Here is a 22,261-nt window from a genome sequence, read left to right on the forward strand (position 1 = left end):
TCCTATTCTTTGATTCCCCAAATGGACTCATTATTATCGCCAATCGTTGAGAACGTTAATTTTTGCTGCTCAAACTCTGTTATTTCCTGAGTTAATAAAATTCCTTTGAAGGTCGCTTCTTCAAAAGTCAATGCCAAGTATCCCGCATCGTACGTCCAAGTTCCGGTCAAGTCACCAGTAACGCTTCCATCTTTTTGAAGCTCGATCGTCTGCGTTTTTAGCATGGTCGTTCCATTGTCGGTACCATGGTTAATGATTTCATAGCGCCCGATAATGTCATCTTCTGTCAAAGCATCCGCTACTTGTTCATTGCCTCGATACTCGTAGGGTGCTGGAACTGGCCAGCCTTCCTCATTCATATACATTCTGTTGACCCGCACTTCATGGGCTTCGGTTCCATTGTTAAAGCGCGTATGGTACACCAAGGACCACTGACCATTCTCATCGATGATCGCCGAATTGTGTCCCGCTGCTCGATACCCCATTTGTTGAAACGAGAATTGGTAGTTTCCAATCAATTTGATGCCGTAGTTTGAATTTTGGTCCCCTTGTTCTAAGATTGGGCTATTTCCTTGGGCATCAAGGTAAGGTCCTTCTGGTTTTTCAGCGCGAAACAGTCGCATATTGTAACCACCTTTTGCTGCTAAACCACCGTAAGTGACGAATAGGTAATAATAATCGGTTTCCTCATCATATACAATATAGGGACCTTCTCCTGATTGATGATAGCCGCCAAAAAGCTTGATCCCGAAATAGCGATCAATGATACGCCCATCTTCCGTCGTGCTATCTTCCCCAGGATACATTGGTTTTCCAGTGGCTGGATCAACTTCCAATAAAAAGATACCGCCAGACCAAGAACCATAGGTCATCCATAGTTTCCCTTCTTCATCATAAAACAACGCTGGATCAATGGCGTTTGGCGCATAATCGGTGTTATACGTCAGACCATCTTCGATCGCCCAGTTTTCACTGAACCCACTGATTTTCCCCTCTTTGATCAATTTGGCCAAATGGGTATTTTGATAGTTGGTATTGCGTTCACTACCATCTGTCGAATCTTTTTCTGTAAAGCCAGAATAGATCACGGTATCCGCATAGCTATAGGGTCCTTCGATCGTTTTAGCTACGGCCAATCCAATCGCTGAACGCCGCCAAGTAGAACTAGCTGAGTAGTAGAGCATGTAGGCTCCTTTGTCTCCATTTGACCATTCATAATCAGCATTCCAAATGACATCTGGTGCCCAAAGGCTGTAACCACCTTGTGAATCGGCATCATCATAGCCTGCCCATTCAAAAGTCTCAGCTAGATTTTCTTTTGTGTTACCATAGATCATATTGTCTTCCATTGATTCATATTCGTGAGTGAAAGGCACTTCCCAAGTTTGTAAATCTTCTGTTTTCGCTTGGGCGAGATGCGAACCAAATACGTAAAACAGCTCTTGGTCACCAACATGAATAGAAGTAATCGATGGGTCATGAATCGACACTCGATTTTTTGTCGTTGTTTCCCACTCCTTTTGTGAAAGTTGCTCAGCAGCATCTCCTGTTTGACAGCCAGCAAGAAATAAACTAGTAAAAAAAACGGACATGGTTAAACAGAGCATTTTTCTTTTTGTATTCATTTTTTCCCTCTCTTTTATCTATCCTTTGACTACACCGGGTTCGCCAAAATCAGGCAATCCATTTTTTTTCCAAGTAAACGGTTGGACATACGCATGTCGATTGGGATTTTCTAAAGGATTACTGTAATCATTTTTTTCTGGTCTTGCATGATACACTAAGATCTCTTGTTCCCCCTCCTCATCGACTGTAAAGGAGTTATGTCCTGGTCCGTATAGGGAATTTTGTTCAGAACTTGAAAAGACTGGTTCCTTCAACTTATGCCAAGAATACCCATTCAATAAATCACTATCCTCATCTGCCCACAACAGTCCCATCGCGTAGTTTTCATCCGTCGCACTGGCTGAATAAGTAATGATCACTTTTCCATTTCTAATCAAAGCAGCTGGTGCCTCGTTCACTTTGAAGCCAATTTTTTCCCATTCATAATAAGGAATGCTCAGCAGAATCTGCTTTCCTTTCAATGTCCAAGGATTTTCCATCTCTGATAAATAAAGATTGGAATTGCCTGGAATGTTTGGATCTGCTTGTGCCCAGACATAATACAATCGGTTCCTGTGTTCAAATACCGTAGCATCTAAACTGAAACTCTCAAATTGCGTCTTGATCTGTCCTTTTTCTACCCACTCGCCTGCAAAGGGATCTTCATTCGCATTTTCGATCGCAAACATCCGATGATGATGCTGATCATTTCTGACTTCTCCATGATCTGCAGCAGCAAAATAGATGTACCATTTTCCTTGAATAAAATGAATCTCGGGTGCCCAAATCAGTTCACTCATGGGGCCTTCGGCATGAGCCTTCCAGATGACTTTTACTTCACCGTCAGCCAGTCCTTTCAAGGTTTTCGCACGCCTTAATTCGATTTCCTGATATCCTGGTTTTGATCCAGTGAAGTAATAATATCCATCGGTATGCTTGTATATCCATGGGTCTGCACGTTCTAATACAATCGGTTCCAAATAATTTTCTGCCATAAATTCTACACCTTCTTAAATAATTCCATTTTCCGTTTTTAGTATTTTTATTGCTTTGTTTTTAGACATATACATCGTCGTAGCTAGTAAATAGAGGACGACACCGATCACATCATAGATGATCAAATGGATGATGACACAGGCGATCATCCAACGTATCGTTCCTTTGTTTATTTGTTTGTCTCGCATATTCTTCGCGTTGATCCAACTGATAACGCCCATCAAAATCGTCGCTAACGCAACGATCATAACTACCTTCGATATCATTCCTACCAGACTTGACTGCAAGTATTCATACTGATTTTGATTTTGAAATGCTGCGATCCCTTGTTCTTCAAACCAAGGATAATACCCAAACATCGTTACAAGACCAATACAGACATCCCAGACCGCACTGGCACGTAGTAAATTTCTTTCCAATTTTCGATTCATGATCTTCACTATCCTTTTATTCCTGCATTTAAGTTCATAGATTCAATGAAGTATTTTTGAGCAAATAGAAACAGCATGACGGTGGGAATGATCGCAATCAATGCCGAGCCCATCAATTGACCAATCATTCGGTAGTTGCCATAAATGTCTTGTAGTAATAGCAAACCGGCTGTGATCGGCATTTTACTAACATCCGTATACACGATCACTGGCCACAAGAAATCATTCCATGAACCTGTGAAAGAAAAGAGGCCTGCAACGATCAACACAGGTTTGATCAAAGGAACGATGATCTCTGCAAAAATGGTAAATTCATCTGCACCATCCATTCGTGCTGACTCGTCAAATTCAAGCGGGATACCTTTCATAAACTGTCGCACAAGAAAGATATTTCCCATCCCTGCTAAGCCTGGAATGATCATGGCAAGAGAAGAGTTGACCCAGCCGAAGGTTTCAATGATTTTGTAAGACGGGATCAAATTCACTACACCGGGAAACATCGAGATCCCCATCAAAAGATAAAAGATACGATCACGGTATTTAAACCGCATTCTGCCATAGCCATAAGCGGTCACTGAAACAACGATCACAACTAAAACAGTGTGCGTGACTGCGATAAACATTGAATTCCATAACCACTGCATAATTGGTGCAGTAGACGTATTAGTCAAAATCGCTACATAGTTATCTAATATCCAGTTTACGGGTAATAAACGAAATCCAGTGGAGACGATTTCGGTTTGAGAACGAAAAGAAGTGGCGAAGCTAAAAATCAATGGAATAACCCAGATGATACATAAAACGATCAGAAACAAATATGCGATGACCATACTAGGTATATGTTTCTTTTGTGTATTCATTTTTTTGCCCCCTTAAGTATTGCTTCTATCTAAAAGAAAATATTGAAATACGGACACACACATAATGATCAATCCTAAGATGACTGCCATTGCCGAAGCCATTCCTGCAATTGACTCTCCTTGACTAAAAGCCAGTGAGCGGATATACATCATCAATACAGTCGTGCTTTGGTTTGGACCTCCACCTGTCATCATCAAAGGCTGTGCAAAGACATTAAATGTTCCAGCAGTTGTCATCACGATCGTATATAACAGTGGAAAGCGAATAGATGGCAAGGTCACATTCAAGAATTTTTGGAATGCTCCCGCTCCGTCGATCTCTGCCGCTTCATAAAGGTCTTCATTGACACCCGCTAAAGCTGAGCGATAAATGATCATGTTACCACCGATCGCTCCCCAAATGCTGACAACAAAAATTAAGATCCAAGCATAGGGTTGTCGCGAAGCCCAAGAGAAATCGAACCCAAAAATATTATTGACGGCACCTAATCGAGAGTGGAAAATCAATGACCAAATCAAAGAACCTGCTGAAACAGAGATAAGACCTGGAATATATAGAATTGCTTGAAAAAGTCCTTTCAGCTTCACTTTTTTATGTTGCAATGCAGCTGCAATCATCAGTGGAATGATGATTTGTAACGGCACCATGATCAAAACGAAAATAAAGGTATTTTTCAAACCATTCCAAAATTGGGTATAGAACGTCGAGGAACTATCAAACAATAATGTTTTATAGTTGTTAAAACCGACCCAGACTGGATCAGAGATCAAATTCCATTGCGTAAATGAAGCATAAATACCATAGATCGTTGGAATACATACAAAAATAATAAAGAGTACCATGTGTGGTCCAATGAATGCGATCGATGCCCAGTTAATGCTCTTTTTTTTCATTCCTTTCATTCCCTTCTAAAAATTGGAAAAGGGGATAGAATTATCCCCCCTTCACTTATCTAGCTACTTCTGCAATCTTATCTTCGACATATTGTTGCATCGTTTCTAATCCTTCATCCATATCTAATTCACCGTAAGCGATATCTGTACTATAAACATCTAATGCTTCTAAGACATAAGAGAAATAAACGTAGTCAAAGATGTAAAGTGTTTCTTCTTCCTCTGGTGTAGAAGTAAAGAATGATTGTGGGTATTGTTGGTAATCATCACTTTCTAAAATATCTTTACTTGCAACGATTTGACCGGCTTTTGCCCATTCGATCGAGTTTGTACGAACGAATTCTAAAAATTGTGCGATTACTTCTTCTTTTTCTTCTGTTCTGCTTTCACTCTTCAACATGCCAAACATATGAGAAGCTGCTCGGTTGGTTGCGATGTCATCTGAAGTCGAATAAATATTTGTTACGCCCCAATTCAAGCCCTCAACCGCATCATGAGCGGTAGAAGTCCAAGTACCATCTGTTGATAAGAGTACGTTTCCGCCTTGGAACATCAAATACCCATCTTCTCCATAAGGTGTCATCAGGCCTGCATCTGTTAACGCTTTAATTCTTTCTAACGCTTCTTTCATTTCTGGCGTATTCACCGTCGGGTTCCCAGCATCGTCAGAAATCGCGCCGCCTAAGTTACGGATTTGCGCTAAGATAACCCAAGAAAGTAACGCATTATTTACGACATAATCGCCTTCTTCCATCTGCCCTGCTAATGACATCATTTCATCAAACGTCACGATGTTATCGTCTAACCAAGAAGTGACATTGTATTTTTCTAAAAGATCTTGATTGTAATACATGGCACTGGCATGGATATCTAATGGGATCGTATATTGAGTATCGCCGATTTTCCCTGCATTCCACGCCGTATCTAAATAATTGCTTTCTTCTAACTCAGGTTGATAAGAAACCAGACGATCAACCGGATCAATAATATCGGAATTGACAAATTCCTCTACTTTATAAGAATGCATCAAAGTCAAATCTGGAATCCCACTTTTAGAACTTACAACCGTACTTAATTTAGTGTACATATCAGACGTGATCACATGATTGATTGTATAATCGGAACCTGATTGTTCATTGAATTCATTTACGATCTGATCCATATAAGCGCCATCATCACCAGTAAGGGGTGACCAAAAATTAATCGTGTATTTTTCTTTTTCCGCTGCCTGATAACGATTAAAACCAATAAGGGCAACTGCAACGACTGCAACTAAAGCACCAATAATAATAAGTTTCTTCTTCATGTTTTTCCCTCTTTCATAGAAATTGAATTTTGGTCTTTGAAGCCGAACACGCCTATCCTCCTTCTCTTATTTGCTATCCCAGCATTTATAATTGCATTATTCATTTCTAGCGTTTGCAAACACTTTCAATTTACAAATAAATCATAACTTGATTTGTAATCGCTGTCAACAATATTTTGATTAATTTATTCAGGATAACATCTATATTAATTAATAAATATATTAATAACTAGCGAAATAAACAACGCTATTTACACAAATTAGCAAATATGTTAACATTCAAGTAAATCAAACAGTTTAAGCGGAGGTGACACGATGCAATTAGAAATCAATCAAGAAGCATTGCCTGTCTATGAGGCACTTGCCAGTAACGTACGAATCAAAATCATTCAATTGCTGGCTAAAAACAAGATGAATGTCAAAGAGTTGGCACAAGAGTTAGGCTTAAGCAGCGCCATCATTACGATGCACATCAAAAAATTAGAAGAAGCCAAAATCATCAAAACAGAGCGTGTGGGGCAAAAAAAGATTTCCAGTTTGAGAGTGGATCATATCGATATCAACTTTCCTGAGAAAATCTTTAATGCCTTTGATACGAAAGAAACGGCGATACCGATCGGTCATTATACAAATTATTCGGTAGAACCAACGTGCGGGCTTGCTACTTCAGCTGATTTTGTGGGAATGGTGGATGAACCGAAGTTTTTCATGGATCCCCGACGAATGGATGCCCGCATCTTGTGGTTTACGAAAGGATTTGTTGAATACCAATCGCCAAACTTCTTAGCAAGAGAAGAAAAACTGGAAATGATGGAGATTTCAATGGAAGTTTCGTCTGAATTTCCTTTTTCCAATAACAACTGGCCGTCAGACATCACCTTCAGCTTAAATGGTGTGGAGCTTGGTACATGGACTAGCCCAGGGGATTTTGCAGATATTCGCGGCAAGTATACACCGGATTGGTATCCAGACAATCTCAATCAGTACGGGTTATTGAAGACGATCCGCATCATGGATCACGGAACCTACATGGAAGGTGTTCCTCTTTCCGACATTACGATCAAGGATATACCTGCCTACGAAGATACGTGGCACTTAAAAGTGGAAGTCAAAGAAGATGCCGAGCATGTCGGCGGTTGTACCCTCTTTGGCAAGGGGTTTGGGAATTACGATCAGGATATCAAACTGAAAATGTTTTATAGCTAAAAAAAAAACGCTAGTCTTAGCGGCTGACCCAAACATTTCTTTTGGGAATCAGGTCGCTAAACTAGCGTTTTTGTTATTTCTTCAAATGGTAACTGTACGTACTTACAATGATGTTCTCACGCCAAGAGAGTCTGAAACGCAAGCGCAGGCTTGTTTGGTTGTGCAAAATATTTTGCCAGCGACGTCTTGGGACAAACTGTGGAATGATGACGGTCGTTGTGTAATTGTGTTTGGCTGCATTGCGGCTGACTAGATCCACATAACGCAAGATGGGATTTTCAATCGAACGATACGAAGAATGAACGACGGAGAAACGCACGTCTGGGAATTTTTGCTTAAATTCTTGTTCGATCTCTTTTTCTTTCTTCACATCTTCATCCAACGAGACGTGCATCGCCACGACATAATCACCAATCGATTGGGCATAGTTCAATGCGCCGATATTTACTCGGGTAACATTTCCGACGAGAACGATCACGGTATTTCCTTCATAGACATGCAGTGCTTCTTGTTTTTCCAATCGCAGCTGTTCTGCGACTTTTTTATAATGATCATGGATCTTGTAAAAGATATACAAGAGGATCGGCATGATAATGAAGAATGGCCAAATATCGCCTAAGCGATACACGAACAAGATGGCAATGATCGCAAAAGAAATCAAAGCCCCAATGATGTTGGCGATCGATTTAAAGAACCAGCCTTTGCCTTCTTTTTTCCATTTGACGACCATTCCGCTTTGAGATAGTGCAAAAGGAATGAATACCCCGATGGAATACAACGGAATCAAACGCTCGGTCGATCCTTGGAAGATAAACAATAGGACGATGGAACCAGCAGCCAAGGTGATGATCCCGTTTGAGTAGCCGAGACGATCCCCACGGTCTTGATACATGTGTGGCATATATTTGTCTTTGGCTAAGTTATACGCCAACACGGGGAAGGCGGAAAATCCAGTATTTGCGGCAACTGCTAGAATCAGCGCTGTGGCAAATTGCAAAACGTAGTACATAAACCCATGACCAAAAACAGCAGAGCCAATTTGAGATAGGACGGTCACTTCTGCTTCTGGTACGATACCGTACCAATAGTTGATAAAAGTGATACCGACGAAGAAGAACCCTAAGATCGCAGCCATGATCGTCAAGGTCGCAGCTGCATTTTTCGCCCGTGGTTTTTTGAAAAATGGCACCGCGTTACTGATCGCTTCGACCCCCGTCAAAGAAGAGGAACCTGATGAGAAAGCCCGTAAGATCAAGGCTACGGATACCCCAGGTACGACAGCTCCTGGCAGTGCGGTTGCATTCAACGGTTGCGCACCAGTTACGATGTTGTACAAGCCGACCACGATCAAGACTGTGATCACTGCGATAAAGGTGTAGACAGGAATCATTAAGAAGCTAGCTGATTCTCGCAGCCCTCGCAGATTCATCATCATGATCAAGAGCACGATCACGACAGAAATGGCCACTTGATGGCCGAACAACGCTGGCACAGCAGAAGTGATGGCTTCCGCCCCTGCTGAGACGGATACTGCTACTGTCAGCATATAATCGATCAACAGTGAGCCGCCGGCAATCAGGCCCGCATTTTTCCCTAAATTTTCACTACTTACTACATACGCCCCACCACCGTGAGGGTAAGCATGAATGATCTGACGGTAAGACAAGGTCAATGAAATCAAAAGAATAATAACAAAAGCAGCGATCGGTAATGAATACCAGATGGCAGCAGCGGAAAGTGCCACTAATACGACAACGATCTGCTCTGTCCCATAAGCAATCGAAGACAAAGCATCAGAAGATAGCAACGCAAGGGCCGCCGTCCGGCTCAGTTTTTGTTCATCATTCTCTGCGGATTTCAATGGACGTCCGACCAACAAACGTTTCAAATACTCCACTTTTCTACACTCCTTTTCATGAAAAAATCCTTCGTTAAACTTGTAACGATATCCTCACAAATATTGAATTATCAAGACTGTATGCTACTCTTGTAACCGCGAAAAGTCAATGAAAATCAGATGAAAAAACGCCCCTTTTTCCCTCTTTTGATTATTAGAAATTTCACGTGATGGCACAAAAGCAGAAAGAACAAATGCTCTTTCTGCTTTTCGATGTTAGTGGAAGAAATGACTTTCTTTGGAAATGTCGCTTAATTTCTTCGTAGAGTTGACTAGATAAGGATACGCGTAGGTACCGACGATCCCAAAGACCAGGAACAAAATCGTTAAAATAACCAATTGTGGCACGGCATTTGGCCAATAGATCCCGCCAGCTGATTCTCTTAACAGATTGACTGCATGGGTAAATGGCAGCAGCGGATTAATGAATTGGAAGAACTTCCCAGAAACTTGGATCGGGTAGTTTCCTCCCCCACCTGAGATGGAGAGAACCAAAATGATGATGGCGATCCCTTTCCCGAGGTTGCCGAACAGTCCTGCCAGTACGTAGACGATCATCATAAAGGCGAGTCCGACGAGTAATGCGAAGAAGACACTGTACACTGGATTGTGGACATCAACGCCTAATAAAAACATATTTCCTAGGGTCACGATCAAACTTTGGGCGACTGCCATCGTCAAGAACGTCAGCATTCGTGCCACAAAGGTTTCACGTTGGGTAAAGCGTTTTTTGTCTTTCTTCTCTAAATGATACTCCGTTGTAGCGACACTTGACAACAATAATGCCCCTACCCACAAACACAATGCGGTATAAAACGGTGTGCTAGCTGAACCATTGTTGGCGATTGGATAGATTTCATTGCTTTTTAATTCCACTGGTTGTTTGAAGAAGTCGGCTTCATCGGTGGCATCAAGTTTCAATAATTTGATGACTTCTCCAAGATCGACTTCATTTTCTCCTGCTCGGATCGCATCAGCGGCTTTGTGAATGCCTGCTTTGATACTCGGCCAATCGTTATTGATCAAATCGACAGCCGCATCCAAGGCTTTTTCAACTTCTGGCAGTTTTTCATCCACCATTGCCATCGTAGAGCTGATTTCTGATTTGATAGTTGGCCAATCGTTTTGCAAGAAGTTTACGGCCAGCCCTAATTTTTCTTCGACCACTGGCAATTCGTTGTTGTACAGGTCGGCTCCTTTGTTGATGGCATTGACGATTTCATCCATGTGACCATTCAGCATCGTATTGGCATCGTGCAATTCTTGCTTGATGGCAGGCAATTCTTTTTGGTATTTTTCCAAAATCGTCACGGCATTGCTGACCACTGATTTGGTGGAAGACAGCAACGAATCAAAATCGATCTCTTGGGCTTTTTTCAAGACATCTTCGGCGGTGGTGATGGTTTTGATTAGTTTGGTTAGAATGTCGTTGATGGTGGTGGTGATTGAATCAACATTGATGCTGTTCATGAGATTGGCAACGTTTTGAGCAGCTGCGGTAACTTGATCGAGATACGCTGTAATTTCATCAACAGACCCATTTTGAACAAGGTTATTCAATTGCGATAAGCGGTCAGATAAAACACCTAACGTTGTTTTGGCATTGCTTAGTTGTGCAATGATGCCTTCTAGGTCGGCGTTACTGCCAGAATTCTGAATATTGGTTAAAAAGGCAATCAAGGAATCCAAGGCGGCTTGTTGTTGTTGGATGTTCTTTTGAAAGTCAGTGATCGTTGCACTGATTGCTTGACGCTCTTCATCCGTTAGTTCATTGTCAGCCAGCGCTTGGCGAATCGTACTTGTTAGACCGGCAGTGGTGGTTGCCACTTGACTGATCGACTCAATCGTCACCTTCACACTGCTAGAAATACTTGGCAGGGCATCTTGCAATTGTTGCGCCCCATCTTTGGTTGCGGTGGCGAAGCTGGCGGCTTGGTCGCCTAGTTGTTCGATCTGTGGTAAAGCGGTTTGCACTTGTTCAATGACTTGCAGTCCTTGCTTGGCGGTGTCGATGCCGTCCGTCATAGTGCTGGCAATGTCATCGAAATCATCGTCGATCATCTTCAATTGTTTGCCAGCATTTTGGATCTCTGGGATCTTTTCTTGCAAGGTCAAAATGATGCTGGCTTCTTTCTTCAATGCAGGCAGCTTATCGTTTAGGCCAATCAATTTTTCCCCCATAGCATCCACTTGTGGGATATAATCGGTGAATTCTTCGGCTTTTGCGATCTTTTCTTTGATTTCTGGAAACTTATCGTGCAAGGTGACGATCTCTTTCGTATAGCCATCGATCGTAGCCAAATTGTCATCGGTGTCTAAGATCATCGATTTGACTTTGTTGATGCTGACTAAGTTGGAATCAATGTCATAGCCGATTTCATTGAAGACTTTGATCAACGTGGAGCTGGCGGTTTCAATAAAGTTTTGTGAGATTTCTTCTTGAAGGCTGCTGGCTCCTTTATCGGTGATTTTTGGTGCGATGGCGTTGATTTTTTGGTTGCTATAATACTCGATGGTCGGTTTTTCGATTTTCCCACTGGTAAAGCTGATCAGATCATCTGAAAAATCCGCTGGCAGATAAATACCCGCGTAATATTTTCCTGACTTGACCCCTTCTACTAAGTCCTCTTTTGAATCCAAGAAGCGCCAGCCCAACTGCTTGTTTTTATGGAGGGTGTCGATGACTTCATCACCGATATCGATGTGCTTGTCTTGAAATTCTGCCCCTTTATCCGCACTGTAAACGGCAATCGGCAATTCACTGGTGTTGCCGTATGGGTCCCAGAGGGCTTTGATATTGAACCACGCATAAAGCGAGGGTAAAATCATTAAGGCAATGATCAAAAATGCAGAGATTGGATTGCTGAAAATTCGCTTCCAGTCCAGTTTATATAAATAGAAAACATTCTTTAGTTTATTCATTTTTTCTTCCCCCACTAGTTCTTCGTCGAAGGATAATTTACCATTTTTTTCCCCTGCCGCCAACGGCTAGGATCGACCAAGAAAAGTCCTTTTGACAAATGGACGTTTTTGTCAAAATGAAACCCCTTTACTTTTTGTTTTTTTTCGCTTATTGTTAAACTTTCTTTAACTTTACCATGATGGCGAAAAACACACCACTCATATCCTTTGATCTGTTTTTTTACAGGTCTTTCCTATACAAAAAAAGCTTCCTTTTTCTGCAACGAAAAAGGAAGCTTTTTTAGGTATTATTTCAGTTGATCCTTTGCCAATAACTCATACACATACTTCAATGAGGTAGCTTCGCCATATAATTGAAGATCTGCTTTTTCCTCTGGGGAATAGACTTGATCAAAGCTTTGATCGGGAATCAGCACGACATCGATACCCGCACGTGTCGCGGCTGTTGCTCCCACAAGAGAATCTTCCATGACTAAAGCTTTTTCTGCTGCGACTTGCGCTTTTTCTAAAGTCAGCAAGTAAGGTGCTGGATCAGGCTTATGGGCGGAGACGTCATCGCCAAAGGTCTGATAGTCAAAAGCCTGCAACAAATCGAAATGCGCCAACAATTCAGAGGCTCTTTTTTTCATCGTCGAGGTGGCTAATGCCGTTTGGAAGCCTTTCTCACGAGCCAATGCGATGGTTTCTTTCGCATAGGGTTTGGTTTTGAAGGTGCCATCGGTTATTTGCTGGGCAATATAGACTTCCCGTTCTGCTCGTAATTCCTGCACCCGCTGCTGACCGCCTACGAGGTCGGCTAATTTAGTGGCAGTCTGTTGCCAACTTTGACCACGCCAACCAAAAATATCAGCGGCTGTAATCGGAAGCTCATACTTTTTAAATAGCGCCAACCACCCATCAAAATAGACTCTTTCGGTATCGACTAACAATCCATCAAAATCAAAAATCAAAAGTTCTTTCATAAACGCTCCTTCGTTTTGCTAAGATTTTTTCCTCACTCACTGGGGATCAAGACATCTCCCGACTTTTGTCAGCAGCTGCTTGCACTGCTTTGATGACAGCCGCCCGAAAGCCATTTTCCTCTAAGGTTTTGACTGCTTGGATCGTTGTGCCCCCTGGCGAGCTGACACGATCCTTTAAGACACCTGGGTGTTCCTTCGTCTCTAGTACCATCTTCGCTGCGCCTAATACCGCTTGAGCAGCAAATTCATACGCCATCGGACGCGGCATTCCTTCTGCTACTGCTCCATCTGCCAAAGCTTCGATGAACAAATACGTGTAGGCTGGTGAAGAACCGCTGACACCAATGACTGCATCGATCATGCTTTCTGGTACTTGCTCGGCTTTCCCTAGGCTTTCAAAAAGCTGTTTGACTTCGTTGGCTTCGGCTTCCGTCACTTGACCGTTGGGACTGATAGAAGACATCCCTTCCCCCACCAGTGCAGGGGTATTTGGCATGACCCGCACGATTTTGTGCGCACCAATGATTTCTTCCATTTGCGCGATCGTCACGCCCGCGGCAATGGATACTAGCAAATGCTCCTTGGTCAAGCCGTCTTTTAAATCAGCAAGCAAGCGGGGAAAGACAAAAGGTTTGACTGCTAAGACAAGGATCTCTGCTTTTTCGGTGACATCTGCCAGCTTAGTTGTCCCAGTGATCCCGGTTTCTTTTTCTAATTGTGCCAAAGTCGGCTCGTAGCGATGATTATAAACCAAGATCTCTGCTGGTTCATACAGGTTTGCTGCAATCAAGCCGTTGATGATGGCTTTTGCCATGTTACCGGCTCCTAAAAAGGCGATTTTTCTCATAGTTTTCACGCTCCACTTCTGATTTTGGTACCACTTTTTGCTAAAAAAGCCTAATCAATGACTAGGCTTCAAACTCGATCATATACGGATGCAAGGCGGTGTTATAGATCCCTTCTGTATATTCTACCACTTCTCCTTGTAGATCATACGAATAACGGGTTCGTTTCAAGGCAGCGACCTCTGGCGTGATCATAAACTTCTGTTGCTCTTCGGTCAAGGTCGTTGCCACGAACGCATCTTGAAAGCGATCGATGATCATTCGATGTTCATCCAATAGGCGATACAATGATTTTTCTTCAAAGACCTCGATGGAGGTACCCTTTAGCTGCTTTGGCAAATGGTACTCATAGTAAATAAAGGGTTGGTGGTCAAAATAATACATGCGACGTAAACGCATGACTTCTTTGCCCATCAAGGAATACGCTGGGTGTTCAGGCGCAAGTTCAACTAATTCATAGCTGAGGTTTTTCTTCGTGTATTCCTTGCCAGTCTTTTCAAGCAATTGGCTAAACGTCGTGCCTTTTGACAGCTTGTTATAAGGGCGATTGCTTAAAACCGTCGTCCCACGTCCGCTGCGTTTTTCCACATACTCATCTGCCGCTAACAATTCGATGGCTTTGCGGACAGTGATCTTGCTGACATTGAAGGTGGCTTCCAATTCTGTTTCCGTCGGTAAAAATGAACCAATCGGGTAGCAACCCGACATGATGTCTTCTTTGAGCTTATCGGCAACATCACGGTAAAGAATGTGTTTGCGTTTCATTGCTATCTCGCCTTTCTCTCATTGGATTGGTCTTGTTCTCCTTATTCATCAAAGGTAGGAATGTCTTCTGGTTGCGGCTCGATCAAGACTTTCCGTGGCTTGCTGCCTTCAGAAGGGCCAACGACACCTTGATCTTCTAATTCATCCACTAACCGAGCCGCTCGGTTATAGCCGATGCGAAAACGTCGCTGCAAGAGAGAAACGCTGGCGGTCTGCATTTCCACCACAAGGGCTTTGGCATCTTCGAATAGCTCATCTTGCGGTTGTCCGCTGCTGCCGGTACTCGTTTCTTCCTCAGTAACCATCATTTTTTCTTCATAATTGGCTTCTTGCTGATCGGTCACGAATTCAACCACTCGTTCGACTTCTTGGTCGGAGATAAAGGCCCCTTGGACCCGAATCGGTTTGTTCTCACCCATCGGCAGATACAGCATGTCGCCGCGTCCCAGCAGTTTTTCGGCTCCGTTCCCATCAATGATGGTCCGCGAATCGACACCGCTGGAAACCGCAAAGGCCATCCGTGATGGAACATTGGCTTTGATGATCCCTGTAATGACATCCACACTTGGTCGTTGCGTTGCTAGGATCATATGGATACCTGCTGCCCGTGCCATTTGCGCCAAACGAATGATGGCATCTTCGACTTCGTTGCTGGCAACCATCATCAAGTCGGCTAACTCATCGACGATCACTACAATGAATGGCAAGATCGGACGATTTTCACCGTCTTCTAAATTCTTATTGATCACTAAATCGTTGTAGCCAGTAATGTTTCGGACCCCAGTTGCCGCAAATTTTTCGTAGCGCTCTTCCATTTCCTTGACCACTTTTTGCAACGCTTGCGCCGCTTTGCGGGGATTGGTCACGACAGGTGTCAAGAGATGGGGAATCCCATTGTAAACATTTAATTCAACCATTTTCGGGTCGATCATCATCAGTTTGACTTCATGGGGTTTTGCCCGCATCAAAATACTGGTGATGATACCGTTGATGGCTACGGACTTCCCGCTCCCGGTCGATCCGGCAATCAAGAGATGGGGCATTTTCGTTAAGTCTGCCGTTTGGACACGGCCAGAAATATCGCGTCCTAAAGGTACTTCTAATAGTTTATCTGGATGATCCGGTTGGGCTTCGATCACTTCTCGGAATGAAACCATGCTGACTGCACTGTTTGGAACTTCGATCCCAATCAATGATTTCCCTGGGATCGGCGCTTCCATCCGCACATCTTTGGCAGCTAAGGCCAAGGCGATATCGTCGGTCAACCCGACGATTTTGCTGACTTTGACCCCTACTGCTGGTTGAACTTCGAATTTGGTTACTGCTGGTCCTAAGCTGGCTTTGACGACTTTTGCATCAACACCGAAGCTTTGGAAGGTGGTTTCTAACACACCGATATTTTGTTCGATCTTTTTGTACTCGCTGCTTTGATCCGTTGAAGGGATCGAATCGAGTAATTGCGCTGAAGGCAATTCATAATCACGATTTTCAGCTTCTTCCGAAATCTCAAATTCCAATACTTCACCATCATCATCGAGGATCTCTCCGTCTTCATTGACCTTTTTGCTTGGTCCCGGTTTGTTTCCTGCTGGATGTGGTGCTTGAGCGGCCTCTGGTCCCGCCGCTTGCGGCAATTCCTGGAAGTGGTCGATGGGTACAAAGCTCAGCTGCTCTGGTTCAAAATCAGCTGGCGCTTGCATCTGTTGTTCTTTTGCTGATTTTTCGTCTTCTGTCATTGGTCGGACTTGATTCTTTTCTTTGATCTCCGCCATGACTGCTGCTCGTTCGGCTTCTTTTTTGGCTTCTTTCGCAGCTTGCTTCTCTGCTGCTCGTTCCGCTTTGCGGGCTTCTCGTTCGGCTTGCTTTTCTGGAGAGCCTTCTAACAACCGCTGCAGCTTGTCACCAGCTGCTTGCAGGTGCTCGACTAACTCGTGGCTGCTCATTTGGCTGAACAAGAACGCCCCGATCAGCATGAGTAAAACAGCGATGATGTAGCTGCCGATCTGGGAAACAAGAAAATAGGTCGCCCCATAGAGCATGGCGCCAATCATTCCGCCCCCGACATTTTGGGTCACTTGGCTACGCCGAATATCGCCTAACAGCGTCATCCACGTCGTTTGGAAGATATTGGCTTGTTCTCCCACCACATTACTAAAGATTTGCGCATGGAGGATGATCAGTAAACCAAAATACACCAATACACAGCCAATCACTCGCCGAATACTCTTAAAGCGAGCATCGGTCGTTTTGATCGCTAACCAGACACCATAAGCGGCTAGGGCAACACTCAAAAATTGGTACGTGTTTCCGCCAACGATCCGAAACCCGTTGGCAATCAAGGTTCCTAAAAAACCTAAATGGAAAAAGCCAAATATCGAAAACAAGACAAAGAGCAGGCCGACGCCGACCAGCATTAATTTCTCTTGCTGTTTTTGTTGTTTTTTTGTTTTGCGTTTCTTTGCGCGTTTTTTTTGCGCCATTTCTATCCCTCTTTTCATCTTTCCCTATTATAACGAAAAAAGAAGGCGAACAAAAGTTTTCCTGTGAGAAATTTTGGTTCGCTGTTGGAATTTAAGGAAAAAAGAGGATGTCTGCCAGATATAGCAGTGATCATCCTCTTTTTAGCTGCTGCACAAATCCAGCGACTGTATAGACAATCAGTCCCGATGATTCAAAATCAGCTGTATTGGTCGTTACTAGACTGTCGATTTGATTTCGCTTCGCACAAGCTGCTAAAACAGCATCCTCAAAATCTGTCATTGTTGAATCAAGCGCCTGAAGGCAATCTGCTTCCGTAACTGTTAAGACGGTATGCACTTGGATCAGTTTTTTGACTTCCCTCCGAGCATCGACTCCTGCTGCTCCATCGAGAATATAGAAAAGATCCGTTAAGGTACTTGCCGTAATCACGCCCTCGCAAAGTCCATAAATGGAACTGTTGTATATCTGTTTGATGGCTTCTTGATGTCTTTTAGACCCTCTTCCTAATAAATAGTCAAGGATCACATTGGTGTCAATCACGACTCGTTTGGCTTTGTATTTGGTCATGCTTATTTTATTCTCCCAGATATTTTTTCCTACGCCGTTCGTTTCTTACTTTTTTGATGTCCACAACGTCAGGTGTTTCAAATGAATCTGCTAAAATGCCTTGCAATGAATCGACTAAACGAAGTTTCTCCTCTGGGGACAACGCTCCTACTGACTGCTTTTCTGTAATAACTAACTGTTTTTTGCCATTGACTTCTTCTGCCAGTTCCATTTCTAGTTCAGAACCTACCTGGAGATCCAATTTCTGAATCATTTTCTTAGACAAGCGAACCCCCTGTCCGTTGCCCCACTTAATCAAATGAGCGGTCTCTTTATAATGTTCCACTAGGCTCCCCCCCTCTTAATCGGATTTTCCTTACTACCTATCATTATAACATGAGCAAGCATATGTATACACAAGTATATACTTCAATCGTTCCTTCTTTCCTTAAATACGCAAAAGAAATGAATGTATAAAAAAACACCAACTGCTAAGCAGCCAGTGTATCTTGTTGACTTGTTTTAGTTTGGTGTGACGTCTTCGCCAAACCACTTTTCAGAGATTTCAGCAAAGGTGCCATTGTCTTGCAATTCTTTCAAGCCATCATTGATTTTATCTGCCATGGCTTGATCGTCTTTACGCACACCTACAGCAAAATCTTCTGCTTCAAAGGGGCTTTCGATTTCGTTGAAGTCATCGGTTTTGCCTGTTTGAGTCAAATAATATTCTGCGTAGACGCGGTCGATCAAAAGACCGTCGATCCGACCGTTTTCTAGATCGATAAAGGCTTCATTAAAGCTGGCATACAAGGTTGCGTCATTGCCGTCTACGAGATCCTTCAAAACTTCCGGTTGGTTATTGAAGGTCTCATAACCAGAAGAACCTTCTTGGGCGCCTAAGACTTTGCCCTCCATATCATCAAAGCTAGTAATGCCGCTGGTTTTTGCTGTGACTAAGACTTGTTTGTTTTCCATATAAGTATCTGTAAACAATACTTTTTCTTCACGAGCTGCGGTTTTGGTATACCCGTTCCAGATCATATCGATGGTGCCATTGCTTAGTTCGGTTTCTTTCATGGACCAATCGATTGGTTGAAATTTGACTTTGGTTCCTGTTAGATCCAAAATCGCTGTGGCTAAATCCACATCAAACCCAACGATGTTGCCTTGGTCGTCTTTAAAGCCCATCGGTACGAAGGTATCGTCTAGGCCGACGATCACTTCTTCTTTGTCAGCGGCACTGGTTGTGGTGTCATTGCTGCTGCCACACGCCCCTAATAAAAATACACTTGCTGCTGCGATTCCCGTCAATAGTAATTTTTTCATTTTGTTCTCCCCCTTATTCTCCTGCTACTTTTAATAATTGATCACCGATATTTTCGGCAAAAACCAAATCATGGGTCACCACGATCTGGGTCACTCCTTCTTTTTTCAGATCCAAGATCAGCTGTTCGACTTGCTGTCTCAAGCCTGGATCTAAGGCGCTGGTAGGCTCGTCATAGGCCAACACTTTGGGATTCATCGCCATCGCTCGTGCGATAGCCACCCGTTGCCGCTGCCCCCCGGACAATTGGAAGGGATATTGGGCTAGTAGGTCACTTAATCCTAGTTTTTCTGCCAACTGTTCGGCTTTTGCTGTATACGCGGCCTTGTCTTGTTTTAGCACCATTTTTGGCGCCAAAGTGATGTTTTCAAAAACTGACAAGTGCGGAAACAATTGGAAGTCTTGGAAGACGACACCGACGACTTGTTCTTGTTCTTTTGTGTCGGTGGGATCAAAGGTTTTGCCATCCAGTAAAAAGCTTCCAGAATCGATCGTTTCTAAACCAGCCAGTGTCCGAAGCAAGGTGGTTTTCCCGCCACCGGAAGGACCGACCACCGCTAAGATACTGCCGTCTTCGATCGTCAAGTCTAGCTGATCGATGACTTTTTTAGCGCCAAATGACTTTGATACTTGTTTTAGTTCTAACATATGTGGTTCCTCCTAACGGTAATAGTCCAGTTTGGTCTCGATTTGTTTTAACAATAACGTAAAGACGCCCGTCATCACCAAGTAGATCAAGCCGACCCCAACTAACGGAAGCAAGGTACTGTCTCGCTCCATGGCGATTTTCCCGATTCGCATCACGTCTGACAATCCTAAGATGTAGACGAGGGATGTGTCTTTGACAAGATTGATGACTTCATTGCCGACAGATGGCAGGGTGATCTTGACGACTTGTGGGATGATGATTTTTTGGATCGTTTGGATCGGGGACAAACGCAAGACTTTCGCGGCTTCATATTGTCCTGCTGGAATCGATTGGATCCCTCCACGGAAAATCTCGGCAAAATAAGCAGCGTAATTGATAATAAAGGCGATCAAGGCTGCTTCAAAGCGGTCAAAGACGATCCCTAAGATCGGCAGACCGTAGAATACGAAGATCAGCTGTAGCAATAAAGGCGTTCCTCGCATCAACCATACGTAGACTTGCACGATCAATTTCAAAATACGCAGGCGACTGGCTAAAACAAAGGCCAACAAGATGCCTAAGGGAATGGACCCGATTAAGGTCAGTGCGAACAATTTAACGGTGATTCCAGTTCCTGAAATCAGTTGGGGCATAACATTGACTAAATACTCAAACATGGTGACTTCCTCCTTGATAGGTTTCAATTTCGATTAGCAGCGATACAGCTTAGCGACGGTTTGCTCCGACGCTTATGTGACGCTGGGCGTTGGCTGGTGAGGGGCAACTGGCAAATTTCATTTTTCTAAAAAAGAAAAACAAAAAAAGCGCACACTGGCATTTGCCAGAGGACGCTTGATACGTGGTTCCACCTCAATTTGCCTTTCCTTCACAGGAAAAGGCCTCGTGCAGTCCTTGTGATCCTACCACTTTCGGTTTTCGGTGAGATGCAAAAAAAGAGAAAAAAAACGTCCCCTAGCCATTACAGCTAAAGGACGTTATCAACGCGGTTCCACCTTTGTTTATCAGTGCTTCACAGCAACTGAACTCAGAAAGTCATCAATCAATGACTGCTGCTGTAACGGGCAAACCCGGTCTCTCCTACTTTTCTTTCGGAAAAACGACTCCAAGATGTGTTTCACAACCATGCGTTATCTCTTTGCACCAACCAGAGACTCTCTTCAAACAGCAAGCCTTGCTACTCTTCTTTTCGATGTCTGTTTCATTAAGTTGTGTCTTACTTTACTCGCTCTTAAAGAAAATGTCAAACATTTTTTCTGAAATTTTCGAAACTTTGTCGCATGCACCGATTTCGAAGGGAAGATTCAGGGAAAAGAAGACGCAGCTGCTTAACCGAAGTACGCTTCAGCTAAGGCTTGTCCTTGCTTGATTTTTGCCCATTGCTGTTCAGTCGAAAGCTCATTGCCGCAGTCACAAGAGGCAAAGCCGCATTGATGAGAAAGATAAAGCCGCTCCTTAGGAATGATTTGGCTGGCTTTGTCTAATAAAGCGATCACTCGCTCTTCATCGTCTAATGTGGCGGTTTTGCTGGATAATAAGCCTAAGACAACCTCCACTTCTGGACGGTCTTTCAGCGCTTCTAAAGCCGAGATATCACCAGCACGGTCATCGTCCCACTCTAGGAAAAAGCGGTCATAATGCTGATCACGCAAGAATTTTTCGGCGATCGCTTTGTAGGTACCGCTGGCGGCCGCGCGGCTTTGGTAATTGCCGCGGCAGTTGTGGGTCCAGACTTTTAATCCTAATTCGTGGGCGTAGTCAGCGACTTCGTTGTTGATCGCCACGAATTCATCGGCTAACGCTTCTAAGCCGTCATTGCCTTGGGTGAAGAAGCTCTTGTCATTGTCTTCGGCGAATAATTCCCATAAACAATCATCGAACTGAACGATCTCACCACCGGCTTCTCGGTATTCCTGCAAGAATTCCTTGTAGGCGTTAAGCAGCCCTTCCCGCAAGGCTTCTTTCGTTGGATACACCTGACCTTCACCAACGAGGTCGTTAAAGACAGTCAGCTCGGTAAAGGCGTGGGCAGCCCCCCAGACGGTGATTTTGACTGGCAGGTCGCCAGCTTGGCGTTTGGTTTCTTTAAATAACGTCAAGTAATGATGGTTTTTGCCAGATAATGGTTCTGTGATTCGGATGCCGATGTCTTTACGTGTCTCAAAATGTCCACCGTCCAAATCTTCAAAGGCATACCCATGATCGGAGATATAGCGTTCAACGCCTTTTAATCCCCAGAGAAAATCCAGGTGCCACATTGAGCGGCCATGTTCGCCGTCTGTGATGACTGTAATGCCGTGTTCTTTTTGCGCTGCAATGATGTCAGCGATCGCTTTTGCTTCCGTTTCTTGGTAGCCAGGAAACGCATCATAAAACGGGTAGCGGATATCCTCCCGATGCTCGATTTGATTTTTGTAGTCCAATAAATCTTGTGGTCGTAACAATGACCCCACAAGCTGAAATTTGTCTGTTGCCATATCCATTCCTCCTATACAAAGTTTTCAAAATTGTTAGATTTATTCTAGCAAACATCTTATACTATAGATAATACTTATAAACTTGTATATTCCATAGG

At 43.5% G+C, this 22,261-nt stretch carries 19 protein-coding genes and 1 other annotated feature; of the genes, 1 reads left to right on the forward strand and 18 read right to left on the reverse strand.

The annotated features are described in order from the left end of the window. Positions 1 to 2: 2 nt before the first annotated feature. From IGJ15_RS13760 to IGJ15_RS13785, 6 genes are read right to left on the reverse strand one after another with little or no spacing between them, the layout of a single operon-like run. Entirely contained in the window at positions 3 to 1,625 is a 1,623-nt protein-coding gene (locus tag IGJ15_RS13760; protein WP_010748729.1) for a glycoside hydrolase family 43 protein, read from the reverse strand. A gap of 18 nt (positions 1,626 to 1,643) precedes the next feature. After that, entirely contained in the window at positions 1,644 to 2,600 is a 957-nt protein-coding gene (locus IGJ15_RS13765; RefSeq protein ID WP_010748728.1) for a glycoside hydrolase family 43 protein, read from the reverse strand. Between the two features lie 15 nt (positions 2,601 to 2,615). Next, positions 2,616 to 3,032, reverse strand: coding sequence for a hypothetical protein (locus tag IGJ15_RS13770; protein WP_010748727.1), 417 nt, complete (start codon positions 3,030 to 3,032; stop codon positions 2,616 to 2,618). A gap of 8 nt (positions 3,033 to 3,040) precedes the next feature. Continuing rightward, positions 3,041 to 3,892: a carbohydrate ABC transporter permease gene (locus IGJ15_RS13775; RefSeq protein ID WP_005227285.1), complete on the reverse strand. Its 852-nt coding sequence runs from the start codon at positions 3,890 to 3,892 to the stop codon at positions 3,041 to 3,043. A 12-nt stretch (positions 3,893 to 3,904) separates the two neighbouring features. Next, positions 3,905 to 4,795, reverse strand: a complete 891-nt coding sequence (locus tag IGJ15_RS13780; protein WP_430599160.1) for a carbohydrate ABC transporter permease — start codon at positions 4,793 to 4,795, stop codon at positions 3,905 to 3,907. Between the two features lie 46 nt (positions 4,796 to 4,841). Continuing rightward, positions 4,842 to 6,092: an extracellular solute-binding protein gene (locus IGJ15_RS13785; protein ID WP_005227283.1), complete on the reverse strand. Its 1,251-nt coding sequence runs from the start codon at positions 6,090 to 6,092 to the stop codon at positions 4,842 to 4,844. A gap of 315 nt (positions 6,093 to 6,407) precedes the next feature. Between IGJ15_RS13785 and IGJ15_RS13790 the strand changes: the two genes are divergently transcribed. After that, positions 6,408 to 7,298 carry an ArsR/SmtB family transcription factor gene (locus IGJ15_RS13790; RefSeq protein ID WP_005227282.1) on the forward strand — a complete coding sequence of 297 codons (891 nt, stop codon included), beginning with the start codon at positions 6,408 to 6,410 and terminating at the stop codon, positions 7,296 to 7,298. 73 nt (positions 7,299 to 7,371) lie between these two features. On the opposite strand, the gene IGJ15_RS13795 is transcribed toward IGJ15_RS13790, so the two are convergent. The 12 genes from IGJ15_RS13795 to IGJ15_RS13850 form a co-directional block, all read right to left on the reverse strand. Next, the gene (locus IGJ15_RS13795; protein WP_005227281.1) at positions 7,372 to 9,195 is read right to left on the reverse strand and encodes an APC family permease; all 1,824 of its coding nucleotides are present in this window, start codon (positions 9,193 to 9,195) and stop codon (positions 7,372 to 7,374) included. A gap of 216 nt (positions 9,196 to 9,411) precedes the next feature. Beyond that, positions 9,412 to 12,117, reverse strand: a complete 2,706-nt coding sequence (locus IGJ15_RS13800; protein ID WP_010748725.1) for a YhgE/Pip domain-containing protein — start codon at positions 12,115 to 12,117, stop codon at positions 9,412 to 9,414. A 287-nt stretch (positions 12,118 to 12,404) separates the two neighbouring features. Next, positions 12,405 to 13,079 (reverse strand): HAD family hydrolase, encoded by a 675-nt coding sequence (locus tag IGJ15_RS13805; RefSeq protein WP_005227279.1) that lies wholly within the window; start codon positions 13,077 to 13,079, stop codon positions 12,405 to 12,407. A gap of 46 nt (positions 13,080 to 13,125) precedes the next feature. Further along, positions 13,126 to 13,926 carry a pyrroline-5-carboxylate reductase gene (gene proC, locus IGJ15_RS13810; RefSeq protein WP_010748724.1) on the reverse strand — a complete coding sequence of 267 codons (801 nt, stop codon included), beginning with the start codon at positions 13,924 to 13,926 and terminating at the stop codon, positions 13,126 to 13,128. Positions 13,927 to 13,987: 61 nt separating this feature from the next. Next, the gene (locus IGJ15_RS13815; RefSeq protein WP_430599161.1) at positions 13,988 to 14,689 is read right to left on the reverse strand and encodes a GntR family transcriptional regulator; all 702 of its coding nucleotides are present in this window, start codon (positions 14,687 to 14,689) and stop codon (positions 13,988 to 13,990) included. Positions 14,690 to 14,730: 41 nt separating this feature from the next. After that, the gene (locus IGJ15_RS13820) at positions 14,731 to 17,169 is read right to left on the reverse strand and encodes an FtsK/SpoIIIE family DNA translocase (protein WP_010748722.1); all 2,439 of its coding nucleotides are present in this window, start codon (positions 17,167 to 17,169) and stop codon (positions 14,731 to 14,733) included. Positions 17,170 to 17,299: 130 nt separating this feature from the next. Beyond that, positions 17,300 to 17,737 carry a type II toxin-antitoxin system VapC family toxin gene (locus tag IGJ15_RS13825; protein ID WP_010748721.1) on the reverse strand — a complete coding sequence of 146 codons (438 nt, stop codon included), beginning with the start codon at positions 17,735 to 17,737 and terminating at the stop codon, positions 17,300 to 17,302. A 7-nt stretch (positions 17,738 to 17,744) separates the two neighbouring features. Then, positions 17,745 to 18,062 carry an AbrB/MazE/SpoVT family DNA-binding domain-containing protein gene (locus tag IGJ15_RS13830; RefSeq protein WP_010748720.1) on the reverse strand — a complete coding sequence of 106 codons (318 nt, stop codon included), beginning with the start codon at positions 18,060 to 18,062 and terminating at the stop codon, positions 17,745 to 17,747. A 176-nt stretch (positions 18,063 to 18,238) separates the two neighbouring features. After that, complete coding sequence (locus tag IGJ15_RS13835; protein ID WP_010748719.1) at positions 18,239 to 19,042, reverse strand: amino acid ABC transporter substrate-binding protein; 804 nt, start codon at positions 19,040 to 19,042, stop codon at positions 18,239 to 18,241. A gap of 13 nt (positions 19,043 to 19,055) precedes the next feature. Further along, a complete protein-coding gene (locus IGJ15_RS13840) occupies positions 19,056 to 19,688 on the reverse strand; it encodes an amino acid ABC transporter ATP-binding protein (RefSeq protein WP_010748718.1) in 633 nt (210 codons plus the stop codon). 12 nt (positions 19,689 to 19,700) lie between these two features. After that, entirely contained in the window at positions 19,701 to 20,345 is a 645-nt protein-coding gene (locus tag IGJ15_RS13845; protein WP_010748717.1) for an amino acid ABC transporter permease, read from the reverse strand. A gap of 308 nt (positions 20,346 to 20,653) precedes the next feature. Then, positions 20,654 to 20,888 (reverse strand) — a binding site (T-box leader). A gap of 126 nt (positions 20,889 to 21,014) precedes the next feature. Continuing rightward, positions 21,015 to 22,169, reverse strand: coding sequence for a cobalamin-independent methionine synthase II family protein (locus IGJ15_RS13850; RefSeq protein WP_005227269.1), 1,155 nt, complete (start codon positions 22,167 to 22,169; stop codon positions 21,015 to 21,017). Positions 22,170 to 22,261: the final 92 nt, after the last annotated feature.

Origin of the sequence: Enterococcus sp. AZ079, assembly GCF_050547255.1 — a bacterium.
Classification (GTDB): Bacteria; Bacillota; Bacilli; order Lactobacillales; family Enterococcaceae; genus Enterococcus_D; species Enterococcus_D casseliflavus.